The 15,626-nt window shown below is 72.7% G+C and carries 12 protein-coding genes; 5 read left to right on the top strand and 7 right to left on the bottom strand.

The genetic code is table 11. The annotated features are described in order from the left end of the window. The first annotated feature begins 109 nt into the window (after positions 1–109). From ACFYTT_RS22770 to ACFYTT_RS22755, 4 genes are all read left to right on the top strand, one after another. Positions 110–2,371 carry a catalase gene (locus ACFYTT_RS22770; protein ID WP_387261948.1) on the top strand — a complete coding sequence of 754 codons (2,262 nt, stop codon included), beginning with the start codon at positions 110–112 and terminating at the stop codon, positions 2,369–2,371. A 146-nt stretch (positions 2,372–2,517) separates the two neighbouring features. Then, the gene (locus ACFYTT_RS22765) at positions 2,518–3,495 is read left to right on the top strand and encodes a helix-turn-helix domain-containing protein (RefSeq protein ID WP_131054791.1); all 978 of its coding nucleotides are present in this window, start codon (positions 2,518–2,520) and stop codon (positions 3,493–3,495) included. Between the two features lie 98 nt (positions 3,496–3,593). Beyond that, positions 3,594–4,427, top strand: a complete 834-nt coding sequence (locus ACFYTT_RS22760) for an alpha/beta fold hydrolase (RefSeq protein ID WP_131054790.1) — start codon at positions 3,594–3,596, stop codon at positions 4,425–4,427. After that, positions 4,424–5,218: a carboxylesterase gene (locus ACFYTT_RS22755; protein ID WP_131054789.1), complete on the top strand. Its 795-nt coding sequence runs from the start codon at positions 4,424–4,426 to the stop codon at positions 5,216–5,218. Before ACFYTT_RS22760 ends, ACFYTT_RS22755 begins: the two co-directional genes overlap by 4 nt. Positions 5,219–5,262: 44 nt before the next feature. Here the strand turns inward: ACFYTT_RS22755 and ACFYTT_RS22750 are convergent, their stop codons facing one another. From ACFYTT_RS22750 to ACFYTT_RS22735, 4 genes are all read right to left on the bottom strand, one after another. Continuing rightward, positions 5,263–6,207, bottom strand: coding sequence for a CPBP family intramembrane glutamic endopeptidase (locus tag ACFYTT_RS22750; protein WP_387261944.1), 945 nt, complete (start codon positions 6,205–6,207; stop codon positions 5,263–5,265). Between the two features lie 160 nt (positions 6,208–6,367). Then, positions 6,368–6,823: a hypothetical protein gene (locus ACFYTT_RS22745; protein ID WP_387261941.1), complete on the bottom strand. Its 456-nt coding sequence runs from the start codon at positions 6,821–6,823 to the stop codon at positions 6,368–6,370. Then, complete coding sequence (locus ACFYTT_RS22740) at positions 6,820–9,438, bottom strand: DUF6493 family protein (RefSeq protein ID WP_387261938.1); 2,619 nt, start codon at positions 9,436–9,438, stop codon at positions 6,820–6,822. Before ACFYTT_RS22740 ends, ACFYTT_RS22745 begins: the two co-directional genes overlap by 4 nt. Positions 9,439–9,470: 32 nt before the next feature. After that, entirely contained in the window at positions 9,471–10,829 is a 1,359-nt protein-coding gene (locus ACFYTT_RS22735; RefSeq protein WP_387261935.1) for an SWIM zinc finger family protein, read from the bottom strand. An 81-nt stretch (positions 10,830–10,910) separates the two neighbouring features. On the opposite strand from ACFYTT_RS22735, the gene ACFYTT_RS22730 reads away from it, so the two are divergent. Beyond that, positions 10,911–11,381, top strand: coding sequence for an SRPBCC domain-containing protein (locus ACFYTT_RS22730; RefSeq protein WP_387261932.1), 471 nt, complete (start codon positions 10,911–10,913; stop codon positions 11,379–11,381). A gap of 18 nt (positions 11,382–11,399) precedes the next feature. On the opposite strand, the gene ACFYTT_RS22725 is transcribed toward ACFYTT_RS22730, so the two are convergent. The 3 genes from ACFYTT_RS22725 to ACFYTT_RS22715 all read right to left on the bottom strand — a co-directional run bounded on the left by ACFYTT_RS22725 (position 11,400) and on the right by ACFYTT_RS22715 (position 15,465). Beyond that, complete coding sequence (locus ACFYTT_RS22725) at positions 11,400–12,671, bottom strand: multidrug effflux MFS transporter (RefSeq protein ID WP_254876849.1); 1,272 nt, start codon at positions 12,669–12,671, stop codon at positions 11,400–11,402. 195 nt (positions 12,672–12,866) lie between these two features. Beyond that, positions 12,867–13,832, bottom strand: a complete 966-nt coding sequence (locus ACFYTT_RS22720) for a hypothetical protein (RefSeq protein WP_387261929.1) — start codon at positions 13,830–13,832, stop codon at positions 12,867–12,869. A 40-nt stretch (positions 13,833–13,872) separates the two neighbouring features. After that, a complete protein-coding gene (locus ACFYTT_RS22715; RefSeq protein WP_357211942.1) occupies positions 13,873–15,465 on the bottom strand; it encodes a GMC family oxidoreductase N-terminal domain-containing protein in 1,593 nt (530 codons plus the stop codon). Positions 15,466–15,626 lie beyond the last annotated feature (161 nt).

Here is a 15,626-nt window from a genome sequence, read left to right as displayed (position 1 = left end):
ACCGAGGAACGGGCCTCACCAGACTCATACCGTTCGCCCTGTTTTGCCGACTCCGGCCAGGGTATCGCGGTGGCATCCGGTACTTGTGTTCCAGGAGGTACTTGCCGATATGGATGCCCGTAACCCCGCGAAGGTGGTCAAGGACGCGGTGGAGTCCGCCGCGGAGAAGGTCACCGACGCCCTCACGCCGGAAGTGCCCGGCAAACCGGGCAGCGCGCCAGCGACCGTGTCGGAGCCGACCACACCGCAGGATCCGCTGCCCCCCAAACCGGAGCAGGGGAGCCCGCAGACCCGTACGCCGACCGGCGCGCGCACCGGCGCTCCGGCCAGCGCCAACGGTCAGCAGGGCGCCTACCTGACCACCGCGCAGGGGGCACGGCTGCGCGACACGGACCACTCGCTCAAGGCCGGTCCCCGGGGGCCGGTGCTGCTCCAGGACCACCACCTCCGCGAGAAGCTCACGCATTTCGACCACGAGCGCATCCCGGAGCGGGTCGTGCACGCCCGGGGCGCCGGAGCGCACGGCGTGTTCACCGCGTACGGTGCGGCCGAGGCCGTCACCCGGGCGGGGTTCCTCCGCAAGGGACGCACGACCGACGTGTTCGTCAGGTTCTCCACCGTCCTCGGGTCACGCGGCTCGGCGGACACGGTGCGCGACACCCGGGGCTTCGCGACGAAGTTCTACACCGACGAGGGCACGTTCGACCTGGTCGCCAACAACATGCCGGTCTTCTTCATCCAGGACGCGATCAAGTTCCCGGACATCATCCACGCCGGCAAGCCGCACCCGGACCGCGAGATCCCGCAGGCGCAGAGCGCGCACGACACGTTCTGGGACTTCGTCTCGCTCCACACCGAGGCGCAGCACCACACCATCTGGAACATGTCCGACCGGGGCATCCCGCGCTCGTACCGGACCATGGAGGGCTTCGGCGTACACACCTTCCGCCTGGTCAACGAGGCGGGGGAGACGGTGCTGGCCAAGTTCCACTGGAAGCCGAAGCTGGGCGTGCACTCCCTGGTGTGGGAGGAGGCCCAGATGCTCGCCGGCATGGACCCGGACTTCCACCGGCGCGACCTGTACGACGCCATCGAGGCGGGTGCCTTCCCGGAGTGGGAACTCGGTCTCCAGGTCTTCCCGGACACCCCGGAGGAGACGTTCGCCGGTATCGACCTGCTCGACCCGACGAAGATCGTGCCGGAGGAACTCGCCCCGGTGCAGCTGGTCGGCAGCCTGACGCTGAACCGTACGCCGACGAACTTCTTCGCCGAGACCGAGCAGGTCGCCTTCCACGTCGGCCACCTGCCGCCCGGCATCGACGTCACCAACGATCCGCTGTTGCAGGGCCGCCTCTTCTCGTACGTCGACACCCAGCTCACCCGCCTGGGCGGGCCGAACTTCGCGCAGATCCCGATCAACCGGCCGCACGCGGCCGTCAACGACATGCTGCGCGACGGCTTCCACCAGCACGCCGTGCACGCCGGGGTGGCGCCGTACCGGCCGAACTCGCTCGACGGCGGCAACCCGTCCCCGGCCGGCGACGCCGAGAACGCCTTCCTGGACGTGCCGGTGCGGGTGGCCGAGGCGCCGAAGATCCGGGCCAACCCGGTCTCCTTCGACGACCACTACAGCCAGGTGCGACTCTTCTGGCTGAGCATGTCGCCGGTGGAGCGGGAGCACATCATCCGGGCCTACACCTTCGAGCTGGGCAAGTGTTACCACCAGGAGATCAAGGAACGGCAGCTCCAGTGCCTGGCCAACATCGACCCGGTGCTCTGCGCCCAGGTCGCCACCGGTCTCGGGCTACCCGCCCCGGAACCGACCGTGCCGCTCGCCGACGTCACGCCCAGCCCCGCACTGTCCCAGGTGGGTCGGCAGTGGCCGGCCGACGGACGGATGGTGGGCATCGTCGTGGACCCGGAGGTCGACCTGGACACGGTCAGTGACGTCCGGCGGGCGGTCTTCGCCGCCGACATGGTGCCGCTGCTGATCGCCCCGCATGGTGGCCTGATCGGTGACCTGCCGGCGCAGCGCAGCTTCGCCACCGGCCGGTCGGTGGAACTCGACGCGCTGCTGATCGCCAGCGCACCCGCCCCGGCACCGGACGCGCCGCCGGCCCGCGACGCCAAGGCCGGTGCGGCCTCCGCAGGTCCGGTGGACCCCCGGGTGCTGCTGATGGTGGAGGAGTGCTGGCGGCACGCCAAGGCGATCGGCGCCTGGGGCTCCGGTGTCTCCGTGCTGGAGCAGGCGGGCGTCGCCGGTACGCCCGGCGTCGTCACCGGCGACTCCGGCGAGGACGTCTTCACCGGAGTGCACCGGCTGATGGCCGACCACCGGGTCTGGGAACGGTTTCCCGCCTCGGTCGGCTGACCCAGCGACCGGTCCTGCGGGGGCGGTTCGTCGCACGGCGACGGGCCGCCCCCGCATCCGTGCACTGTCGGTCGAGCCCGTGCACTCACAGCCCTCCCCGCCCCGTCGGGCCAGCGTTAGGTTTCGATCCGACGGAGGGAGGAAGCATGCTCGTGCTGGACACCGGGGACCTGCCGGCCGGCGAGCGCGCCGAGGCGTTCCAGGCCACGGTCAGCGCCAACTGCTCGTCGAGCATGGCGTCGTTCGAGGACCCGGCCGCGATCCACGCCCGGATGACCGTCTTCGACTTCGGGCCCGCGAAGGTCTTCAACATCGAGGCGTCCGGCACCACGCTGCGGCGTACCCCCCGGATGTGCCGCGCGGAGACCGAGACCTCGATCGTGCTGGCGGTGCCGCTGCGCACCGACAACCACCTGAGCTGGGCGCGCGAGGACCGCCGGTTCGGGCCGCGTGACCTGATGCTCGTCGACCTGTCGCTGCCGTACGTCTACGGCTGGGAGGGCGGCGGCGCCTCGTACGCGCTGCACGTCGACGTGGACCGGCTCGGCGTACCCCGCGACCTGATCCACGAGGCGGCGCGGACGCTGCCGGGCAGCCCGATGTACGACCTGGTGCGGGATCACGTCACCCGGATGACCACGCAGGCCGACCCGCTCGCCGCCTCCGCTGCCGCCGCCGAACTCGGTGCCGCGTCGGTCGAGCTGATGCGGGCGCTGGTGGTCTCCGCCGCCGGCAGCGGTCGCCTGCTGCGCGACACCGTCGAGTCCTCGATGTCCGCGCGGATCCAGGCCTACGTCCGCGCGCACCTGCGCGAGCCCGATCTGACCCCGGCCCGCGTCGCCGCCGCAAACGCCATCTCGCTGCGTGCCCTCTACAAGCTGTACGAGGAGATGGGCCAGAGCCTGGAGCAGTCGATCATCGAGCAACGCCTCCAGGGTGCCCGCGCCGAGCTGACCGCCTCGCACCGGCGGTACACCTCCATCGCGGCGCTGGCCCGCGCGTGGGGCTTCTCCAGCCCGAGCTTCTTCTCCCACCGTTTCCGGGCGGCCTTCGGGCTGACCCCGCGACAACTGGCCGCGACGAGGCCGACCACCCGTACCCCGGAACCGGCCCGCTCGCGCTGAACAGTGTGCCGTCAGGCGCAAGAACCGTGCGTCGACACGAAACCCGGCCCGCGCGATCGGTGCGACATTTCTCCCCCAGGCAGCGAAAGGACGGCAGGATGCCCTTCGTCACGACCGCGGACGGCGCGGAGATCTTCTACAAGGACTGGGGTACGGGACGGCCGGTCGTGCTCAGCCACGGCTGGCCGCTGAACTCCGACAGTTGGGAGGCGCAGGCGCTGTTCCTCGCCTCGCACGGCTACCGGATCGTGGCGCACGACCGGCGCGGGCACGGGCGCTCCACCCAGACCTGGCACGGCAACGAGATGGACACGTACGCCGACGACCTGGCCACCCTGGTCGACGCGCTCGACCTGCGTGACGTGACGGTCGTCGGGTTCTCCACCGGCGGGGGAGAGGTGACCCGGTACATCGGCCGGCACGGCACCTCCCGGGTGGCGCAGGCGGTGCTGGTCTCCGCCGTACCCCCGCTCATGCTGCGCACCGACGACAACCCGGACGGCGTACCCGGGGAGGTCTTCGACGGTCTGCGGGCCGGGTCGCTGGCGGACCGGTCGCAGCTCTACCGGGATCTCGCCGACGGTCCGTTCTTCGGCAACAACCGGCCGGGAGCGGCGGTCTCCGTCGGCATCCGGGACGCGTTCTGGCGGCAGGGCATGCAGTCCGGACACCGCAACGCGTACGAGTGCATCGCGGCCTTCTCTGCCACCGACTTCCGTGGCGACCTCGCCCGGTTCGACGTGCCGACGCTCGTCGTCCACGGCGACGACGACCAGGTCGTGCCCTTCGACGTCGGCGGCAAGGCGTCCGCCGCCCTGATCAAGGACGCCAGGCTGATCGTTTACCCGTCGGCGCCGCATGGCATCACCGACACTCACAAGGAGCAGCTCGGCCAGGATCTGCTGGCCTTCCTGAAGGAGTACGACGCATGAGCACGATCGTCCTGGTGCACGGTCTCTGGGTCACCTCGCGCAGCTGGGAACACTGGGTGCCGTACTTCGAGGCGCAGGGGCACACGGTGCTGACGCCGACGTACCCGGGCTTCGAGGTGGAGGTGGAGGCGCTGCGGGCCGACCCGACGCCGATCGCCACGGTGACCGTGCCGGAGACCGTCGCGCACCTGGAGAAGGTCATCGCCGCGCTGCCGGAGAAGCCGATCATCATGGGTCACTCCTTCGGCGGCACCCTGACCCAGCTCCTGCTCGACCGGGGACACGGCGCGGCCGGTGTCGTGATCAACTCCGCGCCGCCCGAGGGTATCCGGGTGAACCCGCCCTCGCAGATCAAGTCCCTCTTCCCGATCCTCAACAACCCGGCCAAGCGCCACCGTGCGGCCGGTTTCACCCCGGAACAGTTCCATTACGCGTTCACGAACACGCTGCCCGAGGAGGAGGCCCGCGCCGCCTACGACCGCTACGCGATCGCCGCGCCGGGAAGCTGGGTCTGGTCGTACGGGCTGCTCGCCAACTTCACCCCCGGCAAGCAGGAGACCTGGGTCGACTTCCGCAACGAGGGGCGGGCCCCGCTGCTGTTCATCGCCGGCGGCAAGGACCACATCATGCCGGCCTCGGTGAACCGCTCCAACGCCCACCACTACAAGGCGTCCGGCACCGTCACCGACTTCCACGAGTTCCCCGAGCGTTCCCACTGGACGTGCGCGGAGCCCGGCTGGGAGCAGGTCGCCGACTACGCCCTCGACTGGGCCCAGCGCCACGCCGTCTGAGCCGGTGGGCTCCCGTCGGTACGCCGCCGGGAGCCCACCTCGGGTTACCCGGCGACCAGCATCCCGACGTCGACGCCCAGCTCCGGCGCGCAGTGCAGCAGGAACGCGGGCCAGACGCTGCGGGTCCGCGCCCAGATCCACCCGAGCGCCAACCCCATCACGATCGCGAAGAGACCACCGGCGACGTTGAACCCCCAGACGCCGTCGAGGTCGACGAGGATGCCGTGCCCGGCGCCGAACACCACGCTGGTGAGCACGATGCCCCAGCCGACCGGCGCACCGAGCACGACCCAGGGCGTACCGAAGGCCCGATCGAGCACCGCGAGCATCGCGGCGCGCCAGATCAGCTCCTCGGTCAGGTTCGGGATCGTGGCGTTGAAGGCCAGTCGCTCGGCGTCCACGGTCGTGGCGGCCGACGGATCCAGCGCGACCGCCAGCGCGCTGAGCCCGACGAAGATCCCGAAGACGACGACGATCGTGAGCAGCGCCGGCCGGGCCGAGCCGGGCGTGATCCTCAGGCGCAGGCCCGCCTCGGTCCGCGCCCAGCGGTGCAACATGCCGAACAGGATGGCCAGCCAGAGCAGGTCGAGCACCTTGCCCTGCCAGTGCCGATCGAGCGCGTCGAACACCGGCAGCGGCGCCATCCGGCCGGAGACGGCGGTGAGCAGCACGAGGTAGGCGACCACGGCGACCGCGATCCAGGTGCCGGGTGTACGCGCGACCTGCCGCGCCGCCGTGGCGCCCCGCCGTGCCGCGGTGATCGCGAAAAGGACCAGCAGCGTCGCGAGCAGCGTGCCGATCAGGGCCAGACCCCAGGCCGCCGCCACCCCGACGCTCCGGGTGGCCTCACCCAGCCCGTCGGGAACGATCCACGCGTACGCGACGAAGACCACCACGAGCGGCACCAGCACGGGTACCACCCAGCGGCCCGTCTCCGCAGGTCGCACCAGCCACTCGACGCCCCCCGCGTCCCTCCCCAAGATCCCCATGCGAGTCGACGCTACCCCGCGCCCGCCACCACGAAGCGGTCCGCGGCTCATCGTGGCAGTGTGGCTGGCCGACACGCCGACGTGCGAACAGCCACACTGCCACGATCAGGGGAATCGTGTCGCGCTCCTGGCGCAGAGGGAACGGCGACCAGGTGCTCGGTCATCGTGCGGTGCGGACCGGAAGGTGGGTTGTCCCCGCGTGCGTCAGGATTCCGACCGCACTGCCGACCAGCAGGCCCCCCAACGTCGCCCACGCCGACCCGACGACGGTCTCCAGCAGGGCGGCGAGACCGAGACCGGCCGCGACGCCGGTCGCCAGGCCGACGGCAAGGGCCCACCAGCGGTGCCGTACCCCCTCCGCGTGCTGGTGGAGAACGGGCGACACCGTGGCCAGGAGGACGAGCGTCGGCGGGTGGTAGGGGATCAGCAGCACCAGGGCGACACCGACGACCGCCCCGACGGCCAGGGCCGACAGGCCGAGGGCGACCGCCTGGTGCAGGTCGACCGGCTCGGGGTGGACGTCCGGAGAGCGCCGCCAGAACCGTCGCCAGTTGTCGGCGGGGGACCGCCCGGGTGCGGCCCGGGCGGTCCCCGTCGTCGGTGGCGGTTCGTTCACCGGCTCTGCAGCGCCCGGTGCAGGCGGCGGGCCTCGGTCACCAGGCGGCTGGATCCACCTCGGGCGGCCACCTCGGCGAGGCCGGGCACGTCGAGGCGTACCCCGGTGGTGGTGGCGGTCTCGGTGGCCAGGGTGAGCATGTCGATGGTGCCGCGTGGCGGGGTGGGTGGGGTGAGCAGGGCGGGCAGCGTGGCGGCCAGCAGTCGCCACACGGTCGACGGTGCGCCGGCCTGGGCGGCGTCGCGCAGTGGCTCGACGACCCGCGACAGTTTGACCCGTGCGCCGGTGGCCAGGGCGCCGAGTGCCGCGCCGGTGCCCACCGCGTCGAACTGGTCGGCGGCGGCGAGTGTGAGCAGGGCGTCCAGGGTGGCGACGCGGTCGGGGGCGTGCCGGGCGCCGAGGCCGTACGCCATCGCCAGGTCGAGGGCGATCCCGCCGGGGCCGGTGGTCTCGGCGAGCAGCGGCAGCACCGCCGTGCCGTCGCGTTGGTCGAGGTCGGCGGTGTTCGCGACGAGGGGGAGGACGGCGGCGGCGACGACGCCCCGGTGGCCGGGCAGCAGCGAGGGCCACAGGTTCACCCAGCCGGTGTGCTCCACGCCGATCGAGGACGGGTGCAGGGTGAGCAGCCCGTCGGGGTCGGCGTGGCCCTCGGGTGGGCTCAGCTCGACCAGGAGCCGCTCCGGCGGCATGTACGGGTGGTCGAAGTTGTACTGGCCCGTGCGCTTGCGCCGCAGGGTGCTCTGCCGCATCACCGGCTGCGGCAGTCCGCCGTCGCGCAACCAGGCGGCGAGGCGGTCACCGGCCGGGCTGCCCAGCGCCGCCGCCTTGCCGGCTACCGCCTCGTCGGCGTTCGTCGGCAACCGCAGCAACGCCTGGGTCAGATCCCAGTGCCCGGGCGTACGCGAACCCAGCGCGGCGAGCCGTTCCACCAGGACCATCGGGTCGAGGGTGCCGTTGGCGGAGGTGGGTAGCGCCAGCAGCCCGGTGTCGCCTCGGTCGGTGACGTGTGCGCCGATCTCGACGAGTCGGGCGCGCAGCAGCCGGTGGACCGGGGGCACCCGGGGGTTCGTGCCGACCAGCTCCGGCGTCGACGGTTCGCTGCGGCGGACCGCGGCGAGCAGCGCCTGCCATCGGGACCGGGGCTGGGCGGGCTGCGCTACTCCGGCGCTGGTGAAGACGTCGACCAGCACCTGGCAGAGGCAGAGCGGATCGTGCCGGTGTTCGTTCGCCCACGACCAGTGCCGACGGTTGATCACCGGGTCGAGGGCGGCGCGTACCCGGACGGCGTCGGTGGCGGTGAGCCGGACCAGACCGTCCAGGATCCGGTCCAGCGACGCGCCGTCGTACTGGGTGCCGAGCAGCGCGGCGACCTCCTCGGCCAGCTCGTCGACGTCGGTGATCGGCTCGGGCGCCGGGGCGGGCGGCGCCGGGGCGGGCAGGTCGTCGCCGCGCGGGCCGGTGACCGCCGCGCCGAGGTCGGGTGACACCGGCGCGACGCCGTGGCGGGCGGCCAGGGTGGTGGCGCGGTCGCGCAGCTCGACGGCGGGATGGTCGGCACCGAGCGCGATCACCTCGGCGATCTCGGTGACCCGGTCGGGATGCTGGCGTGCCAGCTTGTCGAGCCAGGTGAGCTGGGTGCGGACCAGCGCCTTGTCGGGCCGGGTGAGCACCTGGCGGGAGGCGTCGAGGATCGACTCCAGTTCCAGGTCGGTCACCTGACGCAGCGCCTTCTGCGCCATGGTGGCCACCGGCGCGGGCGCGTCGGTGAGCAGGCGCAGGTGATCGGTGGCGTGTGCGGCGACCTCGGCGGTGCTCAGCGAGAGCAGACCGAGCAGGGTGGTGAAGGCGCGCAGCGCGGTCGGTCGGTCACCCCGCAGCAGGCGGCCGAGCGCACCGTCGACGAGTGCCGCCCGGTCGACCACTCCCTCGGCGGCGAGTTGGGCCAGCGCGGTCAGCAGGGCGTGTCGCTTCGGCTCGTCCCAGCTCTTCCAGTGCACGTCGAACATCATCTGGGTGCCGATGCCGTCCACCTCGAACAGCCGGGGCAGCATGGCCGGCAGGAACGGATCGTCGCGCAGGCGGTCCGCCACCGGAGTCGGGGCACCTCGGCGGCCCCGGTCCGGGAACTGCACGGCGGTCAGCCACTGCTGCACCGAACGGTCGTCGGTGGGCGGTGGTGACCCCTGCGCCTGCAACAACGCGGCGACGAACTGCCACCGGTCGACCCAGGACCGTTCGCTGAACCGCGCGGCCACCCGGTAGGCCAGGTCACCGAGCCAGGTGACACCACGGTCCTCGGCGACGGCGAGGACCAACCTGGCGGCACGGGTGCCGTCCACCGGCACCGAGGCGCGCCCGAGGATCGCGGCGGCCTGGGCAGCGGTCGGCAGGCAACCGACGACGGCGACCGCGAGCGCGGTGCCCGGTCCCGAGGTCCACCAGGTCTCCCTGTCCCGCTTCTTGAACCAGGCGGTCAGCCCCACGCCGATCTCCCGGCGGCGCGGCTCGGGCAGCCCGGCCAGCGCCTCCGCGACCTGCTCGGCGGAACCGTTGCCGACCAGGTCGAACAGGTCGCTGGTGCCGCCTTCCGCCAACTCCCGCCGACGTCGCGGCATGCTCGTGATGATGTCGACCTGCGTAGGACGCCTCACACCCGCTCCTCGACCCGGTTGGTGACCATCATGCGGGCGGCCAGGGCGTGCCGGCACGGCCCCCGTTGCCCCCGATGCTTTGCCCACCAGGGGCAGGTGCAGGTGAGCGCGCCGTCGGCCAGCAGCCGGACCCGGTAGACATGGTCGCCGCTGCGGATGGTGGCCGACGCGCCGTCCGCCTGCACCGCCCCGGCGTCGAGCTGCACCGCCCCGGCGTCGAGCAACGCCCGCGCGCCGACCAGCCGGGGATTGTCACGTTCGGCCCGCTCCGCGTCGTACGGCATGACCCGGTGGAAGTACGCCGCCTCGGAGACGTCGTACCCGACGCGGCCGGCGGTGCCGAGCTGCGCCAGCGCGCCCCGGACCCGGTCGACGTCGATGCCCGCCTCGCCGGCCAGCCGGTCCACGTCGACCGTCGGGTCCCAGGAGAGCAGCGCGGAGACCAGCTCGGCGTCGTCGACCACGTCGTCACCGGCGAGCGCGGTGAGTGCCGCTCCCTCGCCGGAGAAGCCACGGTAGGGCTCGGGGGAGAGGGTCAGCGAGAGACGCAGCGCCCCGGTGTCCAGCTCCCACACGCTGGGCAGTGGCGCGGAACCGGCCCGCACCGTCGGGCCGTACACCCGGAGGGTCTTCGCGAAGCGCAGCATCGGGTGCAGCGCGACCAACCGGCTCGGCCCGGCCAGGCAGACCGCCCCGGGGACCGGGCGTGAGGTCAGCCGCAGCGAGCGGCCGGCGGGCACCACCCACAGCACCGAGCGGCTGCCGCCCTTCGGCAGTCGTCGCAGGAACGTGGTGGCCTCGGCCGCCGACAGCTCCGCGCGGGGCTCGAAGCGGGCGGCGAGCACCTGCACCTCGGCGAAGCCGCGCAGCCAGCGCTTCGGCAGCGGGACCTTCTTCTCGACCACCTCGCCGTCCATCGTCGAGACGGTCAGGTCCTCGGGGCCGACCGACAGGTGCAGCGGATCCAGCCCGCCGACCCGGGACAGCGCCTCGCGCAGCGGCGTGTTGACGTCCACGTTGGTGGTGCCGTGCTCGACCACGTCACCGTCGAGGCCGTCGGGCAGCGCGTCGAGGCGCGCGTACACGCCGCAGCAGCCGGAGAAGGACTCGAAGCGCAACCGGTCGCGGCTGCCGGTGACCACCGGGTCGAGGCTGGCCACGTCGACCGGCCGGTGGTAGCGGGTGCGGGCGACCTCGGCGACCGCCAGCAGGCCGACCGCCGCCGCCTGCGGTGTGGTCAGGAAGCCACGGAAGAAGCGGGGATTCGGGGTCGGCCCGCCGCTGGTCTGGAGGGCGAGTGCGCCGCCGCCGAGCGCGGAGGGGGCGAGATACCGGTACGTCTGCACTGCGTTCACGCCGTCGCACGCTAGAGCACGCCTGCGACACGGACCGGGTGAGCGCCGGTTTCGTCACCCGTGACCGGTACCGTCCGCCGCATGTACACGACCCAGGTCACCGCGCACGTCGCGGCACCGCGTCCGGCGGTCTACCGGGCCCTGCTCGATCCCGACGCGGTCGCGGTGTGGCGGGCGCCGGAGGGCATGACCGGCCAGGTGCACCACTTCGAGGCACGCGAGGGCGGTGCGTTCCGGGTGTCGTTGACCTACGACGCGCCCGACGCCACGGGCAAGACGACGGCGCACACCGACACCTACCACGGCCACTTCCGCCGGTTGGTGCCGGACGAGGTGGTGGTGGAGGTCCTGGAGTTCGAGACCGACGATCCCGCCCTGCGCGGTGTCATGACGATGACCACCACGCTCACCGACGCCGACAGCGGCACCGACGTGCGCGTGGTGCACGAAGGCGTACCGGACGCCGTCCCCGCCGCCGACAACGAGACCGGCACCCGGATGTCGCTGGCGAACCTCGCCCGCCTCGTCGAGACGGGCGAGGCACACCGGTAACCGGCGCGGGTGCTGCGGTCAGTGGACCGCGACGGCCAGCGGTTTCGCGTCGGGCTCCGGGGCGTCGAGCTGCCTCGGCCGCACCACGAGGTGCAGCACGACCAGCGCCGAGGCCATGCCACCGGCCACCACCAGCGACATCGCCACCGCACCGTTGCCGAGCACCCCGACCATCGGCGCGGCCACCGCGCCGACGCCGAACTGCACCGAGCCGAGCAGCGCGGAGGCGGTGCCGGCGGCCTCGCCGTGCCGGGTCAGCGCCACGGCCGGGGCGTTCGGCAGCGCCAGGCCGGCGGCCGCGAGCACCGCCCAGAGCGCCGCGAGCAGCGCCGGCAGGCCACCGATCCCGGTCGCGGCCAGACCGAGCAGCACCAGACCGGCGACCGTACCCGCCAGCAGGGCGCCGGCCAGGATCCGCTGCGGCGGATAGCGCCGCAGCAGACGTACGTTGGCCTGGGTGGCCGCGATCAGGCCGATCGAGCCCGCGCCGAAGGCGAACCCGAACTGCTGCTCGTCGAGGCCGTACTGCTCCTGGAGGACGAAGGAGGATCCGCTGACGTAGGCGAAGATCGACGACATCGCCAGCCCGGCCACGAGCACCAGCCCGACGAAGGGCCGGTCGTGCAGCAGCGAGCGGTAGAGGCGGGCGGTGGACACCACCCCGCCGCGCTGGCGGCGGGCCGGCGGCAACGTCTCCCGCAGGCCGAAGACGGCGACCAGCATCAGCAGGACGCCGAAGACGGCCAGCGCGGCGAAGACACCCTGCCACCGCGTCCAGCGCAGCAGTTCGCTGCCGAGCGTCGGCGCGAGCACCGGAGCGGCTCCCATCACCAGCAGCAGGCGGGACAGCACCTGCGCGAAGGCCCTTCCGCTGAACAGGTCACGGACCACGGCCATGGCGATCACGGCGGCGGCTGCGGCGCCCAGGCCCTGGAGGACCCGTAGCGCGCCGAGCACGGCGACGTTCGGGGCGAGCGCGCACAGCACCGAGGCGACGATGTGCAGCGCGGTGCCGGCGATCAGCGGCGTGCGCCGACCGACGGCGTCGGAGAGCGGGCCGATCAGCAACTGGCCCAGGGCGAGCCCGACCAGTGTGCCGGTGAGGGTCAACTGGACCGCCGCCGAGCTGGTGCCGAGGTCCTCGGCGATGGCCGGCAGCGCCGGAAGATACATGTCGATGGTCAGCGGCCCCACCGCGATCAGGGAGCCGAGGACGAGGATGAGCCGTACGCGTTGCCGGGGGCTCATCAGGTCGCCCGGCATCAGCGCGCCCGGCGGCGGGGCGCTCATCGGAGGATCTCCGGCCGGTCCGGACGCTGAGCAGGCAGTGGTGCGACGGTCATATCTGGCTCCAACCCGCGACCGGCGTGCTGATTCCCGGTCGACGTATTGGTAACGCAGCTCACAGCCGGTCGGGCGTGGGTGACCATCCGGTCGTCGGGTGCGGGCGGGCCGTCGCGCCGACGGCCCGCCCGACCGTCGTCACTACCCGATCAGCGACCGGTGGACCTGCTGCTGCGAACCCTGCACGAAGAGGTGCACGTGACCGCCGTAGACGGTGGTGCCGGGCGCCGAGACCAGGTCGACCGGGCGGGTCGCCGCCGACCATCGCGACCAGGTGGAGGTGTTCAGCGTGTACGCGGCGGTGCGGACCGTGCCGGAGTCGACGTCGCTGACGTACAACCGCAGGTCGCCGCCGTACACCTCGGCGGCCGGGCCGGACGGCGTACCCGCCGAGCCGGGCACTGTGGACCAGGTCGTCCAGGCGTCGGTGGACAGGTCGTACCGGACGGTGCGGAGGGTGTCGACCGAGCTGCGGACGAACACCCAGAGCCAGCCCCCGTAGACCGCGGTGGTCGGCGCGGAGGTCGCGCCCTGGAGGCCCGCCAGCGTCGACCAGCCCGACCAGGTGCCGGTGCTCTGGTCGTACCGGACCGTGCGCAGGACGCCCGGCGTTGCCCGGACGAACAGGTGCAGGTGACCGCCGTACACCGCGACAGCCGGCTCCGACGTGGTCGCGCCCGACCCGGGCACCGTCGACCAGGCGGACCAACTCGCGGTCGTCAGCGAGTAGTGGGCGGTCCGGATGGTGCCCGCCGGCCCCCGGACGAAGACGTGCAGCCCGTCGCCGTAGAGGATCAGGGCCGGGGCGGAGGCCGCCTGGGCCAGGCCCGGCGCGGTCTGCCAGCCCGACCAGGCCGCGGTCTGCATGGAGTACCGGTTGTGCACCACGCTGTCGCCGGGGCCTTCGGCGACCAGGTGCACGTCCCCTCCGTAGACGGCGGCTGCCGGCCGGGACAGCGCGGGGGTGGTGCCGGGCACGGTCGTCCACCCCGGGGGTGACGACATCTGTGTCGGGGCGGCGCCGGCCGGTGCGGCGGACAGCACCGTGCCGACGAGGGTGAGGGCGAGCAGGCGGCTGACCAGCCGTGCGCGACGCATCGAGAACATGTACGACTCCAAGATGGACGGTGGCGGAAGCATACCGTCGTCAGGCGGCTCGGATGAGGTCCGCGGCGCGCCACGCCAGTGCCATCACCGGTGCGTTGAGATAACCGCTGACCAGGGTCGGCAGCACAGAGGCGTCCACCACGCGCAGGCTCGCGACGCCCCGTACCCGCAGCTGCGGATCCACCACGAAGTCGTCGCCCGGCCCCATCGCGCAGGTGCCGACCGCGTGGTAGCCGCAGTATCCGAGCGCCAGCCCCGCCTGGATGATCTCGTCGTCCTCGCGGACCGCCGGGCCGGGTAGCGTCTCCATCGAGATCCGCTTGGCGATCGGGCCGGTGGCGAAGAGTTCCCGGGCCCGCCGGAAGGCGTCCACGGCCACCCGCCGGTCGTGCGCCGCGTCGAAGTAGCCGGCGACGATCCGGGGCGGAGCCTCCGGGTCGGCGGAGGTGATGGCGAGGCTGCCCTCGCTCTCCGGCCGGGTCACCGTGACCTGCGCCATCAGCCCCGACTCGGCCTCCAGTTCCAGCGCCCGTCCGGGCCGTCGGGGTGCCGCCGAGAAGGGCGCGACCAGCAACTGCGCGTCCGGATGCCCGGCGGAGGGCGTGGAGCGGAGGTACGCGCCGACGTCGTACACCGGCAGGGCCAGCGGACCCCGGCGGGTCAGCAGGTAGCGCAGCATCTCCCGACCCTGCCCGAGCGGCCCGCGCAGACGCGGGTTGTAGCCGACCCGACCGGTCAGCCGGAACTGGATCGGGGTGGTCCGGTGCTCCCGCATCCCGGCACCGACCCGGGGCCGGTCGAGCAGCACGTCGACCCCGGCCTGGCGCAGCGTGTCGGCCGGGCCGATCCCGGAGACCTGCAACAGGTGAGGGGTGGCGATCGCCCCGGCGGCGAGGACCACCTCCGCCCGGGCCCGGAAGTCGACCGGTTGCCCGCTCCGGTGCGCGTGCACGCCGACGGCGCGACCGTTCTCCACGATCACCCGGCGGACCACCGTGTTCACCGCGACGTGCAGGTTGGGCCGATGCCGGACCGGGTGCAGGAAGGCGTCGGCGGCACTGCTGCGGCGGCCGTCGCGGATGGTGGCCATCAGGTAGCCGATCCGCTCCCCGTCACCGGCGTTCAGGTCGTCCGTGCGGTGCCAGCCGAGTTCCTCCCCGGCCGCGATGGTCTCCTCGCTGACCTCGTCGGTGGCGGTGGCGGTGGAGAGCCGCAACGGGCCACCGGCTCCGCGTACGTCGGAGGCACCGAGCGGGTTGTCCTCCAGCCGCTTGAAGATCGGCAGCATGGTGTCCCAGCCCCAGCCGGGGTTGCCGAGGCGTTCCAACTGGTCGTAGTCGAGCCGGTCGCCCCGGGCGTACACCATGCCGTTGATCGAGCTGGAACCGCCGATCAGGCGTCCCCGCTGCCAGATCTCCTGCCGGCCGGAGCGCACCTCGGCGGGGTAGTGCCAGGCGGTGCGCCGGTCGTCCATCAGCCGGCTGAAGCCCTTGGGGATGCGCACCCACGGGCTACCGTCCCAACCGCCGGCCTCGATCACCAGCACCCGGACACCGGGGTCCTCGGTCAGGCGGTTGGCCAGTACGCAGCCGGCCGAACCCGCGCCGACCACCACATAGTCGTACTCCGTCATGGGGAACCCTCCGGCTCGCGGCCCGGCAGCCGACTTACCGTATTGCCTCGGTCACGCAAAGGGAAGAAGTCGTCGATGCGTACCCGAAATCCGTACGCAGAGTGATCGTGCGTCGTGGTGAAACCACCACCGCGTGCCAGGCGTCATCAGGCTGTACGGAC

Origin of the sequence: Micromonospora sp. NPDC003816, from assembly GCF_042874705.1 — a bacterium.
Lineage (GTDB): Bacteria > Actinomycetota > Actinomycetes > Mycobacteriales > Micromonosporaceae > Micromonospora.
This window is presented reverse-complemented; position numbering and strand designations above follow the sequence as displayed.